The 14195-nt window shown below is 66.8% G+C and carries 17 protein-coding genes; 6 read left to right on the forward strand and 11 right to left on the reverse strand.

Translation table 11 applies throughout. The features are described 5' to 3' along the window. The first annotated feature begins 7 nt into the window (after positions 1 to 7). Both mutY and AC5P9F_RS07985 read left to right on the forward strand, forming a co-directional pair. On the forward strand, positions 8 to 1132 hold the full coding sequence (gene mutY / locus AC5P9F_RS07980) for an A/G-specific adenine glycosylase (RefSeq protein ID WP_043035023.1): 1125 nt from the start codon (positions 8 to 10) through the stop codon (positions 1130 to 1132). A gap of 5 nt (positions 1133 to 1137) precedes the next feature. Beyond that, entirely contained in the window at positions 1138 to 1407 is a 270-nt protein-coding gene (locus AC5P9F_RS07985) for an oxidative damage protection protein (RefSeq protein WP_005409085.1), read from the forward strand. A 74-nt stretch (positions 1408 to 1481) separates the two neighbouring features. On the opposite strand, the gene AC5P9F_RS07990 is transcribed toward AC5P9F_RS07985, so the two are convergent. The 10 genes from AC5P9F_RS07990 to AC5P9F_RS08035 form a co-directional block, all read right to left on the reverse strand. After that, the gene (locus tag AC5P9F_RS07990) at positions 1482 to 1931 is read right to left on the reverse strand and encodes a DUF6491 family protein (RefSeq protein WP_033833075.1); all 450 of its coding nucleotides are present in this window, start codon (positions 1929 to 1931) and stop codon (positions 1482 to 1484) included. A 221-nt stretch (positions 1932 to 2152) separates the two neighbouring features. Continuing rightward, positions 2153 to 2866, reverse strand: a complete 714-nt coding sequence (gene lolD / locus AC5P9F_RS07995) for a lipoprotein-releasing ABC transporter ATP-binding protein LolD (protein WP_005409083.1) — start codon at positions 2864 to 2866, stop codon at positions 2153 to 2155. After that, positions 2859 to 4100, reverse strand: coding sequence for a lipoprotein-releasing ABC transporter permease subunit (locus tag AC5P9F_RS08000; RefSeq protein ID WP_005409082.1), 1242 nt, complete (start codon positions 4098 to 4100; stop codon positions 2859 to 2861). The genes lolD and AC5P9F_RS08000 overlap by 8 nt, the downstream gene beginning before the upstream one ends. Before the next feature lie 23 nt (positions 4101 to 4123). Beyond that, complete coding sequence (locus AC5P9F_RS08005; protein WP_044569841.1) at positions 4124 to 4573, reverse strand: hypothetical protein; 450 nt, start codon at positions 4571 to 4573, stop codon at positions 4124 to 4126. Beyond that, positions 4524 to 4772, reverse strand: coding sequence for an FAD assembly factor SdhE (locus AC5P9F_RS08010; RefSeq protein ID WP_005409080.1), 249 nt, complete (start codon positions 4770 to 4772; stop codon positions 4524 to 4526). The genes AC5P9F_RS08005 and AC5P9F_RS08010 overlap by 50 nt, the downstream gene beginning before the upstream one ends. Positions 4773 to 4870: 98 nt before the next feature. Continuing rightward, positions 4871 to 5656 carry a succinate dehydrogenase iron-sulfur subunit gene (locus AC5P9F_RS08015; protein ID WP_005409079.1) on the reverse strand — a complete coding sequence of 262 codons (786 nt, stop codon included), beginning with the start codon at positions 5654 to 5656 and terminating at the stop codon, positions 4871 to 4873. 66 nt (positions 5657 to 5722) lie between these two features. Continuing rightward, the gene (gene sdhA, locus AC5P9F_RS08020) at positions 5723 to 7513 is read right to left on the reverse strand and encodes a succinate dehydrogenase flavoprotein subunit (RefSeq protein WP_005409078.1); all 1791 of its coding nucleotides are present in this window, start codon (positions 7511 to 7513) and stop codon (positions 5723 to 5725) included. Between the two features lie 31 nt (positions 7514 to 7544). Further along, positions 7545 to 7931 (reverse strand): succinate dehydrogenase, hydrophobic membrane anchor protein, encoded by a 387-nt coding sequence (sdhD, locus tag AC5P9F_RS08025; RefSeq protein ID WP_005409077.1) that lies wholly within the window; start codon positions 7929 to 7931, stop codon positions 7545 to 7547. Then, on the reverse strand, positions 7928 to 8320 hold the full coding sequence (gene sdhC, locus AC5P9F_RS08030; protein ID WP_005409076.1) for a succinate dehydrogenase, cytochrome b556 subunit: 393 nt from the start codon (positions 8318 to 8320) through the stop codon (positions 7928 to 7930). The genes sdhD and sdhC overlap by 4 nt, the downstream gene beginning before the upstream one ends. A 56-nt stretch (positions 8321 to 8376) precedes the next feature. Next, positions 8377 to 8547, reverse strand: coding sequence for a DUF1674 domain-containing protein (locus tag AC5P9F_RS08035; RefSeq protein ID WP_005409075.1), 171 nt, complete (start codon positions 8545 to 8547; stop codon positions 8377 to 8379). A 39-nt stretch (positions 8548 to 8586) separates the two neighbouring features. Between AC5P9F_RS08035 and ygfZ the strand changes: the two genes are divergently transcribed. Beyond that, positions 8587 to 9462, forward strand: coding sequence for a CAF17-like 4Fe-4S cluster assembly/insertion protein YgfZ (ygfZ, locus tag AC5P9F_RS08040; RefSeq protein ID WP_099484521.1), 876 nt, complete (start codon positions 8587 to 8589; stop codon positions 9460 to 9462). Between the two features lie 124 nt (positions 9463 to 9586). Here ygfZ and AC5P9F_RS08045 read toward each other — a convergent pair whose 3' ends face one another. Next, on the reverse strand, positions 9587 to 10669 hold the full coding sequence (locus AC5P9F_RS08045) for an ABC transporter ATP-binding protein (RefSeq protein ID WP_099498288.1): 1083 nt from the start codon (positions 10667 to 10669) through the stop codon (positions 9587 to 9589). A gap of 352 nt (positions 10670 to 11021) precedes the next feature. Here AC5P9F_RS08045 and zwf point away from each other — a divergent pair, with 352 nt between their 5' ends. The 3 genes from zwf to pgl are packed head-to-tail and all read left to right on the forward strand — an operon-like array spanning position 11022 to position 14181. Beyond that, a complete protein-coding gene (zwf, locus tag AC5P9F_RS08050; protein WP_005409072.1) occupies positions 11022 to 12458 on the forward strand; it encodes a glucose-6-phosphate dehydrogenase in 1437 nt (478 codons plus the stop codon). After that, positions 12455 to 13462, forward strand: a complete 1008-nt coding sequence (gene glk / locus AC5P9F_RS08055) for a glucokinase (protein ID WP_005412971.1) — start codon at positions 12455 to 12457, stop codon at positions 13460 to 13462. The genes zwf and glk overlap by 4 nt, the downstream gene beginning before the upstream one ends. Continuing rightward, on the forward strand, positions 13459 to 14181 hold the full coding sequence (gene pgl / locus AC5P9F_RS08060; RefSeq protein ID WP_099498287.1) for a 6-phosphogluconolactonase: 723 nt from the start codon (positions 13459 to 13461) through the stop codon (positions 14179 to 14181). The genes glk and pgl overlap by 4 nt, the downstream gene beginning before the upstream one ends. The last annotated feature ends 14 nt before the right edge of the window (positions 14182 to 14195 follow it).

Raw genomic sequence — 14195 nt, forward strand, 5'->3', positions numbered from 1 at the left:
AATACCGATGCCCCGCCAGCCGCACGCCAGCGCCGGAACCACGCAGACCGACGACTTCGTCACCCACCTGCTGCATTGGTTCGACGACCACGGTCGCCACGACCTGCCCTGGCAGCATCCGCGCAGCCCCTATCGGGTCTGGTTGTCGGAAATCATGCTGCAGCAGACCCAGGTGAGTACGGTCATCCCGTACTTCCAGCGGTTCCTGCAGCACTTCCCGACCCTGCCCGACCTCGCCGCCGCCAGCAATGACGCGGTGATGGCGCAGTGGGCCGGGCTCGGCTACTACGCCCGCGCACGCAACCTGCACGCGGCAGCCAAGCGCTGCGTGGAACTGCACGACGGCGATCTGCCACGTGACTTCGACGCGCTGCATGCCCTGCCCGGCATCGGCCGCAGCACCGCCGGTGCGATCCTCAGCCAGGCCTGGAACGACCCGTTCGCGATCCTCGATGGCAACGTCAAGCGGGTGCTCAGCCGCTACCACGGCATCGACGGCTTCCCGGGCCTTCCGGCCATCGAGAAGCAGTTGTGGGCGATCGCCGAGGCGCACGTGGCGCAGGTGCCGACCGGGCGCATGGCCGATTACACCCAGGCGCAGATGGACCTGGGCGCGACCGTGTGCAGCCGCGCCAGACCCGCCTGCGTGATCTGCCCACTGCAGGACGCGTGCGTGGCGCGCCGCGAAGGCCGCACTGCCGAACTGCCGACGCCCAAGCCCAGCAAGACCCTGCCCGAACGAGAAGCAGTGGCCCTGCTGCTGCGCGACCCCCAGCAGCGCGTGCTGCTGCAGAAGCGGCCGGACACCGGCATCTGGGCGCAGCTGTGGACGCTGCCGCAGGCCGAGGCCGGCAGCGACCTGCAGGACTGGTTCGATGCGCATGTTGAAGGTTCGCTGGAAGACGCCGAGGAGCTGCCAGTGCTGCAGCACACCTTCAGTCACTACAGGCTGCACCTGCAGGTACTGTCGCGCCAGGTGAACGGCCTGCGCGTGGAAGAACCCACGTTGCGCTGGGTCGCCTACGATGAACTGCCCGCGCTGGGCCTGCCCGCGCCGATCCGCAAACTGCTCGACGGCGCGACGATCAAGACGCCAAAACGAACTTCCAAGAAACCCCGCAACCACGAGTGAGTGCCATGCCCCGAACCGTCTTCTGCCAGTACGAACAACGCGATGCCGAGGGCCTGGACTTCGTGCCCTACCCCGGCGAGCTGGGCCAGCGCATCTTCAACAACATCGGCAAGCAGGCCTGGGCTGCGTGGCTGGCGCACCAGACCATGCTGATCAACGAGAACCGCCTGTCGCCGCGTACGCCGGAACATCGCGCGTTCCTTGAAGGCGAACTGGTCAAGTTCCTGTTCGAGAAGGACGCGCAAAAGCCGGCCGGCTTCACTCCGGAAGCCTGACGCACAGGTAGTGCCGGGCGCTGGCCGGCAACCTGGCATCTGCGCGATGCCGGCCAGCGGCCGGCACGACCGCGCTATTTCCTGTTTTCCTCGCGCTCCTGCACCTGCGCCTGGCGCAGCTCCTGCTCGGATGCGCGTAGTGCCTTCACATCGAGCTTGCGGATGCTGTCGATGAAGCACGGCAGGCGCGGGCCGCCGGTAGGGTCGCGCACCAGCACCTTGTCGAAACGCGCCGAAACACGATTCATCTGGCTGGTCAGGCCGATGGCGGTGGCATATGGCAGGTCCTGGCAGGGCCCCCTCAACTCCAGCAGGTAGGCCTCGCTGGGACGCGTCCATACAGCAAGCGCGCTGTCACCCAGCTCGGTCCAGCCATTGAGGGTGCCGAAGAACTGCATGTCGTTCTGCGGCGCACCGGCATGGGCACGGTACAGGTCAAGCTTATCGGCGCTGCTGAGCCGGCCAGTGGTCGCACACGCGGCCAGCGCCAGGCAGAGTCCGGCCACCAGGAACGGGGTCTTCATGGCGATCTCCTCGGGGAACTGTCGCCATCATGCGCCCGGGCCGGCAACGCCGGCGCGACGACCGAAAGCCCCATTCAGGCGCTGGTCGGCGGTTGACCAAGGCCGACCTCTACCAAAGCAGACCCAAGGCCCCGTATTCCGGTAGTCACCAACCTTGGTTGGCGCCTGCCCTGCAGGAGCAGCCGACCAGGGTCGGCTTCCACCAAAGCGGCCCCGGCGCCTCAGACATCGGCGTGGGCCAGTGCGTGCAAGCGCCCTTCGCGCAGCTCCAGCACCCGGTCGAGGCGGCGCGCCAGGCTGCGGTCGTGGGTGACCAGCACCAGGCTGGTGTGACGCGCACGATTCAGTTCCAGCATCAGCTCGAACACCGTGGCGGCCGTGCGGTCATCCAGGTTGCCGGTCGGCTCGTCACCCAGCACGCAGGCTGGGTGATTGACCAGTGCCCGCGCCACCGCAGCACGCTGCCGCTCACCACCAGACAGCTCGCCCGGCTTGTGATCCAGGCGGTGGCCGAGGCCGACCGCTTCCAGCAGCGTGGTGGCCCGGCTGCTCGCTTCTGCTACCGCAGTGCCAGCCAGCAGTACCGGCATCATCACGTTTTCCAGCGCGGTGAACTCCGGCAGCAGGTGATGGAACTGGTAGACGAAGCCCAGCGCCTGGTTGCGCAGCAGACCGCGCGCGGTATCCGACAGCGCCGACATGCGCTGCCCGGTCACGTAGACCTCGCCGGCGGTTGGAATGTCCAGGCCGCCCAGCAGGTGCAGCAGCGTGCTCTTGCCGGCGCCGGAGGCACCGATGATCGCCACCGTCTCGCCGGCGGTCACGGTCAGGTCCAGGCCATCGAACACCGGGGTCTGCATGCGCCCTTCGGCGTAGGTCTTGCCCAGTGCTTCGGCGCGGATCACTTCGTCGCCGCGGTTGAAGACCTTATTCATAACGCAGGGCCTCCGCCGGCTGGGTGCGTGCTGCCCGCCAGGCGGGATACAGGGTGGCCAGGAAGCTCATCAGCAGCGCGACCACGGTGATCGCCACCACGTCGCCGGTCTGCATGTCGGTCGGCAGGCCGGTGATGTAGTACACATCCTCCGGCAGCAGCTTGACGTTGAACACGCTCTCGATGGCGCCGAGGATGCGTTCCAGGTTGAGGGTCAGGGTGATGCCGCCGATCAGGCCGGCCAGCGTGCCGAAGATGCCGATCAGCGAACCCTGCACCATGAACACCTGCATCACCCCGCCCGGCGTCAGGCCAAGGGTGCGCAGGATGGCGATGTCGGCCTGCTTGTCGGTGACCAGCATCACCTGCGACGACACCAGGTTGAAAGCGCCCATGGCGATGATCAGCGACAGCAGGATGCCCATCACTACCTTCTCCATGCGCAGCGAGTGGTAGAGGTTGGCATTCTGCTGGGTCCAGTCACTTACCCGGTACGCGCCGCCGAGGCTCTGCGCCAGGTCCACGCCCACTTCCAGCGAGCGGTCCATGTCGTGCAGTTTCAGCCGCACGCCGGTAGCGCCATCGGAACGCAGCACGCGCTCCAGGTCCTGCATGTTGGCGAAGCCGACGCCGCGGTCGACCTCGTTGTAGCCGGCCTCGAAGATGCCGCTGACGGTGAAGCGTTTCATCCGCGGCACTGCGCCAGCAGGCGTGCCCTGCACTTCTGCAAAGGTCACCAGCACCTGGTCGCCAACGTCCACGCCCAGCCAGACCGCCAGTTCTTTGCCCAGCAGCACGTTGAAGCTGCCCGGCTTGAGGCTGTCATAGCTGCCCTTGGTGACCTTCTTGTCGATCACCGACACCTTCGGCTCCAGCGCCGGATCGATGCCCTGGATGATTGCGCCCTGCACGCGCGGGCCGCTGATCATCGACTGGATCTCGATGTACGGCGCGGCACCGGCCACGCGCGGGTCCTTGCGGGCGACGTCCACCACGCGCATCCAGTCCGGCATCGGCTCGCCATCGCGGCTGATGGTGGTGTGCGCGGTCATCTGCAGCAGGCGGCTGCGGATTTCCTTCTGGAAACCGCTCATCACCGCCAGGGTGGTGATCAGCACCGTAACGCCGAGCGCGATGCCCAGGATCGATGCCATCGAGATGAAGGAGATGAAGCCGTTGCGGCGCTTGGCGCGCAGGTAGCGCAGGCCAATGGCCACGGGAATGGGTTTGAACATGCAGGCACGCCGGTCAATTCAGCTTATGGTGCCATCGACCGGGGCCTACGGGAAACGCCGCGTGCGGCCACGGCCAGTCGCAGTTCACGTCGCTGCCTGGAATCGAGCACATCGGGCCAGAACAGCAGGCGCCGGCGGCGCCGATCCTCACGCCAGAGCAACAACAGCCATGGCCCACGCACGACCAGTTGTGGTGCATCGACGTCCTGCCCGGCCACCTGCAGCAGCTCGGGCGGTACCGGCAGAAGCACCTGCACGCGCGGCCTGCGCTGGCGCCAGGCCAGTTCGGCCAACCCGATGCCCCAGGCCAGCAACACCGCCGGCGTCAGCAGCCTGGGCGGCAGATCCGATGCGCGCAGCAGCCAGGGTGCGGCCAGCAGCACCGCCAGCTGGGCGGCGGCCTGCAGCCGCGAGGGGCGCCACTCAAGGCTTGAGGGCGAGGATCTTCTGCATGAGGGGGATCGCGTGCGCATGCGGGCAGGCCTCATAGCCCATGAACCAGCGCCACAACTTATCGTCCTCGCAGTCGAGCAGGAACAGGAAAACCTCGCGCTCCTCGGTCGGCGCAGTGCTCCATTCGTGGTCGAGATAACGGCCGAACAGCTGGTCCAGCTCACGCATGCCGCGGCGGCAGCGCCAGCGCAGCTTCTTCAGCAGAACGTCTTCTTCCATCGTGTTTCTCCAGATACAGCAAAGCCACGCAAGGCGTGGCTCTACTGCGGTGGCACAGCCACGCATGGCGTGGCTCTACCGGGTACGGCCAGAGCCGATCAGGCGCGGCGTTCCATCATCAGCTTCTTGATCTCGGCGATCGCCAGCGCCGGGTTCAGGCCCTTCGGGCAGGTCCGGGCGCAGTTCATGATGGTGTGGCAGCGGTACAGCTTGAACGGATCTTCCAGATCGTCCAGGCGCGCACCGGTGTCCTCATCGCGCGAGTCGATGATCCAGCGGTAGGCCTGCAGCAGGATCGCCGGGCCCAGGTAACGCTCGCCGTTCCACCAGTAGCTCGGGCAGCTGGTCGAGCAGCAGGCGCACAGGATGCACTCGTACAGGCCGTCCAGCTTCTTGCGGTCTTCCGGCGACTGCAGGCGCTCACGGTCCGGCGGTGCCGGGGTCTGGGTGCGGATCCACGGCTTGATCGAGGCGTACTGCGCATAGAAGTGGGTCAGGTCCGGAACCAGATCCTTCACCACGTTCATGTGCGGCAGCGGGTAGATCGGCACTTCCTTCTTGCCGCAGTCCGAGATGGCTCGGGTGCAGGCCAGGGTGTTGGTGCCGTCGATGTTCATCGCGCACGAACCACAGATGCCTTCGCGGCACGAGCGGCGGAAGGTCAGGGTCGGGTCGATCTCGTTCTTGATCTTGATCAGGGCGTCCAGGACCATCGGGCCACAGGCGTCCAGATCGACTTCATAGGTATCGGTGCGCGGGTTGCTGTCGTCGTCCGGACTCCAGCGGTAGATCTTGAAGGTGCGCACGTTCTTGCCGCCGTTCTTGACGGGGAAGTGCTTGCCCTTCGTGATCTTGGAATTCTTGGGGAGTGAAAACTCGGCCATGGCTGCTCTCGTTGGCTCAGGCGGCCCGCGCCCTTGGGCGCGGATTGCATGGTAGGCGGGGTCGGATCAGTACACGCGCGGCTTCGGCGGCACCACGGACACGTCGTCGGTCAACGTGTACATGTGCACCGGACGGTAGTCGAAGCTGCACTTGCCCTTCTCGTCGACGCTGACCAGGGTGTGCTTCTGCCAGTTGACGTCGTCGCGGTCCGGATAGTCCTCGTGCGCATGCGCACCACGGCTTTCCTTGCGCTGTTCGGCCGAGTTGATCGTCGCCACCGCGTTGAGCAGCAGGTTGTTCAGCTCGTAGGTCTCGATCAGGTCCGAGTTCCACACCAGCGAACGGTCGGAGACCTTCACGTCCTGGAACGAGTCGAAGATCTTGTCCATCTTCTCGCAGCCTTCCTTCAGCGTCTGGCTGGTGCGGAAGACGGCCGCGTCGGCCTGCATGGTGCGCTGCATGCGATCGCGGATGACCGAGGTCGGGGTATCGCCGTTGGCGTGGCGCAGTTTGTCCAGCAGGCCCAGCGCCTTGTCGCAGGCATCGGCCGGCAGCGGCTTGTGCGATGCGCCCGGCTTGATGGTCTCGGCGCAGCGGTTGGCCACCGCACGACCGAACACCACCAGGTCCAGCAGCGAGTTCGAGCCCAGTCGGTTGGCGCCGTGCACGGACACGCAGGCCGCTTCACCGATGGCGTACAGGCCCGGCACCACGGCATTGTCGTTGTCGCCGACCTTCTGCACCACTTCGCCGTGGTAGTTGGTCGGGATGCCGCCCATGTTGTAGTGCACGGTCGGGATGACCGGGATCGGCTGCTTGTGCACGTCGACGCCAGCGAAGATGCGGGCGCTTTCGGCGATGCCCGGCAGCTTGTCGTCGATCACGCCCGGGCCGAGGTGGGTCAGGTCGAGCAGGATGTGGTCCTTGTGCTCGCCGACGCCGCGGCCTTCGCGGATCTCGATGGTCATCGAACGGCTGACCACGTCGCGCGAGGCCAGGTCCTTGTAGTGCGGCGCGTAGCGCTCCATGAAGCGCTCGCCGCTGCTGTTGCGCAGGATGCCACCTTCACCGCGGACACCCTCGGTGATCAGGCAGCCGGCGCCGTAGATGCCGGTCGGGTGGAACTGCACGAACTCCATGTCCTGCATGGCAATGCCGGCACGCATGGCCAGGCCGCCACCGTCGCCGGTGCAGGTGTGCGCCGAGGTGGCGCTGAAGTAGGCACGGCCGTAGCCGCCGGTGGCCAGTACCACGCCCTGGGCGCGGAACAGGTGCAGGGTGCCGTCGGACATGTCCAGGGCCAGCACGCCGCGGCAGGCGCCTTCGTCGTCGAAGATCAGGTCGAGCGCGAAGTACTCGATCATGAAGCGCGCATCGTGCTTCAGCGACTGCTGGTACAGGGTGTGCAGCATCGCGTGGCCGGTACGGTCGGCCGCCGCGCAGGTACGCTGCGCCGCCGGGCCTTCGCCGTACTTGGTGGTCATGCCACCGAACGGACGCTGGTAGATCTTGCCTTCGGCGGTGCGCGAGAACGGCACGCCGTAGTGTTCGAGCTCGATGATGGCCGGGATGGCCTCACGGCACATGTATTCGATGGCGTCCTGGTCGCCCAGCCAGTCCGACCCCTTGATGGTGTCGAAGAAGTGGTAGCGCCAATCGTCTTCGCCCATGTTGGCGAGTGCGGCCGAGATACCGCCCTGGGCGGCAACGGTGTGCGAACGGGTCGGGAAGACCTTGGTCAGGCACACGGTCTGCAGGCCCTTGGCGGCCAGGCCGAACGTGGCGCGCAGGCCGGCGCCGCCGGCGCCGACCACGACCATGTCGTACTTATGTTCGGTGATCTTGTAAGCGGACATCTAATCTGGATTCCTGTGTAGGTGCCTGGGCTCAGGCAACGCCGAGGGCGATGCGGCCCACCGCAAACACACTGACGATCATGCCGAGCACGGCGACGAACTTCACCGCGGTCTGCAGCACCAGGGCCAGCAGCGATTCGTGGATGTAGTCTTCCAGCACGACCTGCATGCCGAGCTGCGCGTGCCAGAACATGGCGATCAGCAGGCCGATCAGCGGCACTGCGTTCCACGGCTTGGCCACGGCGGCGGCGGCGGTCGCGTAGTCCGAGCCCAGCAGGCCCAGCACGAAGACCAGGAACCAGATACCCAGCACCACCAGCGCGGCGGCAGTCAGGCGCTGATGCACGAAGTGCTCGGTGCCGGTCTTCGCCGAGCCAAGGCCACGCACGTTCTTCAACGGGGTACGGAACTTGCTCACGCGGCACCTCCGAACATCACATAGGCCCACACCAGCAGGGTGATCACCAGGCTGCCGGTGACCGACAGCCAGCTGCTGCGGATGAAGGCGGGGATGCTGAAGCCGATGGCGAAGTCCTGCACCACATGGCGGATGCCATTGCACAGGTGATAGGCGAACGACCATGTCCACGCGAACAGGAACACGCGGCCATACCAGGCCCCGGCATGGCCGGTGAAGCAGTTCCAGGACTCGGGCCCCATCATCAGGGCCAGCAGGCCGGCAGCGATGATGAGGGCACCAACAGACAGAAAGACGCCAGTGGCTCGATGCAGGATCGAGGTGGCCATCTGAATCTGCCAGCGATACACCTGAAGGTGCGGGGAAAGTGGGCGTTGTCTGGTCGCCATTCGCTGGGCTCGTTGTCTCGGCTGGGCGGCACGCGGCCGCGTTGGCTCAATGCTGATCAGAAATCGATGCAGCGTCCGTTTTTCTCCCAATCGCCATACCGCACCGGATCAAGTCCGCCGCGGCCGCCGAATTCTTCTGCTTTTTCCTGTTCCACGGGCACGGGTGCCGCGGGGACCAGCGGGGCTTCAGATTCGTCGTCGGGAGTGGGGGTTGTTTGGCCTATCATGTTCGGTCTCGCAACGCACAAATTTTAGACCTCGTTCACGTGCCTGACAACCTGCCCCCTGCTTTCGTCGGATATCCGCGCCTGCCCGGCCACCAGCTGCTGAGCCTGCAGGGCCCGGATGCGGCTGTCTTTGCCCACGCCCAGTTCAGCAGCGATGTCACCGCCCTGCCCCTGCTGCACTGGCAGTGGAGTGCCTGGTTGAGCGCCAAGGGCCGCACCCTGGCGGTGTTCCAGCTGCTGCGGTTGGCCGACGACCACCTGATGCTGGTGCTGGCGGATGGCGATGCCGATGCGATTGCGTCGCAACTGCAGCGCTTCGTGTTCCGCCGCAAGGTGAAGGTGCTGGTGCGCGATGATCTGGCGGCGGCCGGGGCATTCACTGCGCCCGAGGCCGCCAGCGGCGCCGCGATTGCGCAGGCCGCAGGTGATGGCTGGGAACTGGACCTGGGCAGCGATGCCCTGCCGCGCACCCTGCGCATCGGCGCCGCCGATGCCTTTGCGGCCGGCAGCGAAACCGATGAGGCCGCTTTCGCCCTGGCCTGGCGCCAGGCCGACCTGCGCTACGGGCTGCCGCGGCTGGAAGAAGGCCAGCGCGAGGTGTGGACCCCGCAGCAGCTGGGCCTGGACCGTCTGAACGGCTACAGCGTGAAGAAGGGCTGCTATCCCGGCCAGGAAATCGTCGCCCGCACCCACTTCCTCGGCAAGGCCAAGCGCGCGGTGCAGCTGATGCATACCGCGGCACCGGCGCAGGCCGGCGATGGCGTGCAGCAGGACGGCGCGGCGCTGGGCACGATCGCCTGCGTGGCCGGCGACCTGGCACTGGCGGTGCTGCCACTGGAGGCGGGTGATGCTGACCTGCAGGTGGGTGATGCCATCGCGCAGCGCGTGCCGTTGCTGGATGGGTTGGCGCGCTGAATCTGCTGGGAAACCGCATCTGGTGGGTGCGGACCGCTGGTCCGCACGCCTGAAATGGTAGTGCCGGCCGCTGGCCGGCAACCAAGCACGGTTGAGGCTGCCGACCAGCGGCCGGCACTACCCGTTACAGGCGCTCGCCGGTTTCCGCGCTGAAGAAATGCAGGCCCTGCGGGTGGATCGCCACGCGGATCTGCTCGCCCACCGCCGGCAGCGCCTGCGGCGCCACGCGCATGGTCAGCGCGTGCTGGCCACTGCTTAGGTTGACGAAGATCTCGTTGCCGACCGGCTCGATGCCTTCGATGCGCGCGGTGAACGCAAGCGCATCATCGGCGCTGGCCGGCTGCAGGTGCTCCGGGCGTACGCCCACCGCGATCGGCTTCTGCAGCCACGCCGGATCGATCGTGGCCTGGCCCAGCGGTGCACGCCAGTCGCCGTCGACCACGGTCACGCCGCTGGCATCGCCCTGCAGCGTGCCGCGCAGCACGTTCATCGCCGGGCTGCCGAGGAAGCCGGCCACGAACAGATTGGCCGGACGGTCGTACAGCGCCATCGGCGTATCGATCTGCTGGATGATGCCGTCCTTCAGCACCACGATGCGCTGGCCCAGGGTCATCGCCTCGACCTGATCGTGCGTCACGTAGATCATGGTGGTGCCCAGCTTGCGGTGCAGCTGCGCGATTTCGGTACGCACGCTGTGGCGCAGCTTGGCATCCAGATTGGACAGCGGCTCGTCAAGCAGGAACACCGCCGGCTCGCGCACCAGCGCCCGGCCCAGCGCAACACGCTGGCGCTGGCCGCCGGACATCGCCTTGGGCAGCTTGTCCATCATCTCGGTGAGGCCCAGCGTCTGCGCCGCCTCGGCGATGCGCTTGTCGATGGTGGCCTTGTCATGGCCGCGCAGCTTCAGGCCGAAGGCCAGGTTCTCGGCCACCGTCATGTGCGGGTACAGCGCGTAGCTCTGGAACACCATCGCGATGTCGCGATCCTTCGGCGCCACATCGTTGACCACGCGATCACCGATGGTCAGCGTGCCACCGCTGATCTCTTCCAGGCCAGCCACCATCCGCAGCAGGGTCGACTTGCCACAGCCGGAGGGACCGACCAGCACCATCAGCTCGCCGTCGGCGACCTCGAAGGTGGCGTCCTTCACCGCGACCTGGCCGTTGTCATAGACCTTGCGCACACCCTGCAACTGCACTTTTGCCATATCACCTATCCGGTCCGCCCGAAGCCGGGCTGTCTTTTGGGACTGCCTCGGCCCTCCCGATGGCAGTGATGATTGCGCGCTTGCCGCATGACGGCGAGCACTGCAATCGAATACAGTTGCCCATTCTGCCATGTAAACGTTTTCACGTGGCACTATCCGATGATCGGTGCGCACCGATCTGCGTCGGCGGTTGAACGAAGGTTCCGCCGGGGTAGTGGTTTCGAATGGAACGGTCTTCCGGTGCCCCGGAGAACGCCCCCAACGAACCTCGGACAGGCAGTTGCGCGGATGTCCCCCGAACCCAGCCATGAAGCGATTGACAACGATGTCACCCGGATCTGAAACTCGAGCGATGCACGACACCCTCTTCCTGTTCGGTGCCACAGGTGATCTGGCCCAGCGCTACCTGTTCCCTTCGCTGCTTCGCCTGCTTGGCGACGGCCTGCTGCCGGAGGACTTCCGCATCCGCGCACTGGCATTGTCCGGGCATGACACCGAAGCCTTCCATGACATCCTGCGCCCGCGCCTGCAGCAGGCCATGCCGATGGCCTCGCAGGACGACATCAACGGCCTGCTGCGCCGCATCGACTACCGTTCGGTCGACCTGCGCGACGTCGACTCGGTCGCCGCCGCCGTCTCCGATCTGGTGCATCGCAAGTGCGTCAGCTACCTAGCCATTCCGCCGGGCCTGTACATCTCCACCTGCGAAGGCCTGGCCAAGGGTGGCGCCCTCGCCGCGCCGGCACGCCTGATGCTGGAGAAGCCGATCGGCAGCGACAGCGAGAGCGCCGAGGAAATCATCAGCACCATCGGCCAGTGGATCGACGAGGACCGTGTGTTCCGTCTCGACCACTACCTGGGCAAGGCGGCGGTGCAGAACCTGATCGCGCTGCGCTTCGGTAACACGCTGCTGGAAGCGGTATGGAACCGCAACTACATCGAATCGGTGCACATCCTGGTGGCCGAGAGCGAAGGCGTGGATGGCCGCGACGCCTACTACGCCCGCTCCGGCGCGCTGCGCGACATGGTGCAGAGCCACATCCTGCAGCTGCTGTGCATGGTGGCGATGGAGCCGCCGGCCTCGCTGGAAGCCGATCGCATCCGCGACGAGAAGGTCAAGGTGCTGCGCGCGCTGCGTCCGCTTGATGCCAGGCACGCCGCGCGTGACAGCATCCGCGGCCGCTACACCGCCGGTACCATCAACGGCCAGCCGGCGCAGGCCTACCAGCCGCCGGAAGGCAGCGACGTGGAAACCTTCGCCGGCGTCACCGCGCACATCGACAACTGGCGCTGGAGCGGCGTGCCGTTCCACCTGGTCACCGGCAAGCGCCTGCCCGAGCGCACCACCCGCGTGGTGGTCACGCTGAAGCCGGTCACCCACTGGCTGTTCGAGCGCCCGCAGCGCGCCCAGGCCGCACCGAACCGCCTGGTGTTCCAGCTGCAGCCGCAGGAGAACATCGAACTGGGACTGATGAGCAGCCTGGCCGGCCCGGAATGGGGCGCGCTGGAACTGCATCCGCTGGAACTGGAACTGTCGGTGCCGACCGGCCTGCATCGCCGCATCGCGTACGAACGCCTGTTCCTGGATGCGTTCAACGGCAACCACACCTTGTTCGTGCGTGACGACGAAGTGCGCGCCGCCTGGGCGTGGATCGACAGCGTGGCCGACGCCTGGAAGGAGGCCAAGCTGCCGCTGGAACCCTATCCCGCCGGCCAATGGGGCCCGAGCAACGCAACGGAGTTCCTGCCGCAGGGCGTGGACGCACCGGACAGCGAGGCGTCGGCATGAGTGCCAACTCGCAGCCGGTGCTGGTCGCCGACATCGGTGGCACCAACGCCCGCTTCGCCCTGGCCGACACCTCGCTGGACGCGCCATTGCTGAAGGAGAGCATCCGCGAGTACGCAGTGGCGGAGTTCCCGTCGCTTGGCGATGCCGCCCGCCATCACCTTGAGCAGATCGGCGCAGCCGCCAGCCGCGGCGTGTTCGCGGTGGCCGGCCGCGTAGACGGTGACGAGGCACGCATCACCAATCATCCGTGGGTGATCTCGCGCAGCCGCACCGCGGCGATGCTTGGTTTTGACGAGCTGCACCTGATCAACGACTTCGCCGCACAGGCAATGGCGATCTCGCTGCTGCAACCCGAGGACGTGGTCCAGGTCGGTGGCGCCGCCTGGGTCCCGGGCAAGCCGGGCCAGCCACGCAACTATGCGGTGATCGGGCCCGGTACCGGGCTCGGCGTCGGGGGCCTGATCCTGCGCCACGGCCGCTGCTACCCGCTGGAAACCGAAGGCGGCCATGTCAGCTTCCCGCCGGGAACGCCGGAGGAGATCCGCATCCTGGAGATCCTGTCCGAGCAATTCGGCCGCGTCTCCAATGAGCGCCTGATCTGTGGCCCCGGCCTGGTCAACATCCATCGCGCGGTGTGCGAGATGGCCGGTATCGACCCGGGCCAGCTGCAGCCGGTGGACGTGACCGCCCGCGCCCTGCATGGCGATCCGCAGGCAATGCGCACCGTCGATGTGTTCTGCGCCGTGTTCGGCGCCATTGCCGGCGACCTGGTACTGACCCAGGGCGCCTGGGACGGCGTGTTCCTCACCGGTGGACTGACCCCGAAGATGCTCGATTCGCTGCAGCACTCCGGGTTCCGCCAGCGCTTCGAACACAAGGGGCGGTTCTCTTCGATCATGGCGCGGGTGCCGTCGCTGGCCGTGATGCATCCCCATGCCGGACTGCTGGGCGCCGCCGCCTATGCCGCCGATGCCGAACGTGACGCACCTGGAGTTGCCGCATGAGCCCCACCTTCCACGACGACCGCGTCGAGTTCATCCACCACGGCGATGCCGACGGCTGGATCGAAGCGGTAGCCGCCGAGATGGCGCAGACCCTCAACCACGACATCAACGAAGTGGGCCGCGCCCGCATCCTGTTGTCCGGCGGCACCACGCCGGCACCGGTCTACCAGGCGCTGGCCGAACTGGACGTGCACTGGGACCGGGTTGAAGTGAGCCTGGCCGACGAGCGCTGGCTGTCGCCGCAGGATCGCGACAGCAACGCATGGCTGGTGCGCGAGCACCTGCTCAAGCGTGCCGAGGGTGCCCATTTTGATCCGCTGGTGCGCATCGGCAAGCCGCTGCCCGAATGCGTCTACAGCGCCAACCTGCAGGCCCAGCACAGCCAGCCGCCGAGCCTGGTGGCACTGGGCATGGGCAACGACGGCCACACCGCCTCGCTGTTCCCCGGCTCGAAGGACCTGGCCCGCGCACTGGAAAGCACCCTGCCCTACGCGGCGCTGGATGCCACCGGCTGCCCGGGCGCGAACCAGTGGCCGCTGCGCATCACCCTGACCCCGCATGGGCTGCGCCAATGCCGCCAGCGCCTGCTGCTGCTGCGCGGCAAGCAGAAGCTGCAGGTGCTGCGCCAGGCGTTGGACAGCAACGACCCCCAGCAGTACCCGATCCTCAACGCGATCAACCTGGAAGGCGCGCGCCTGCGCGTCCACTGGGCTGATTGATGTCGGCGGCGGCG

The organism is Stenotrophomonas sp. YJH_SMC_4, assembly GCF_059371575.1.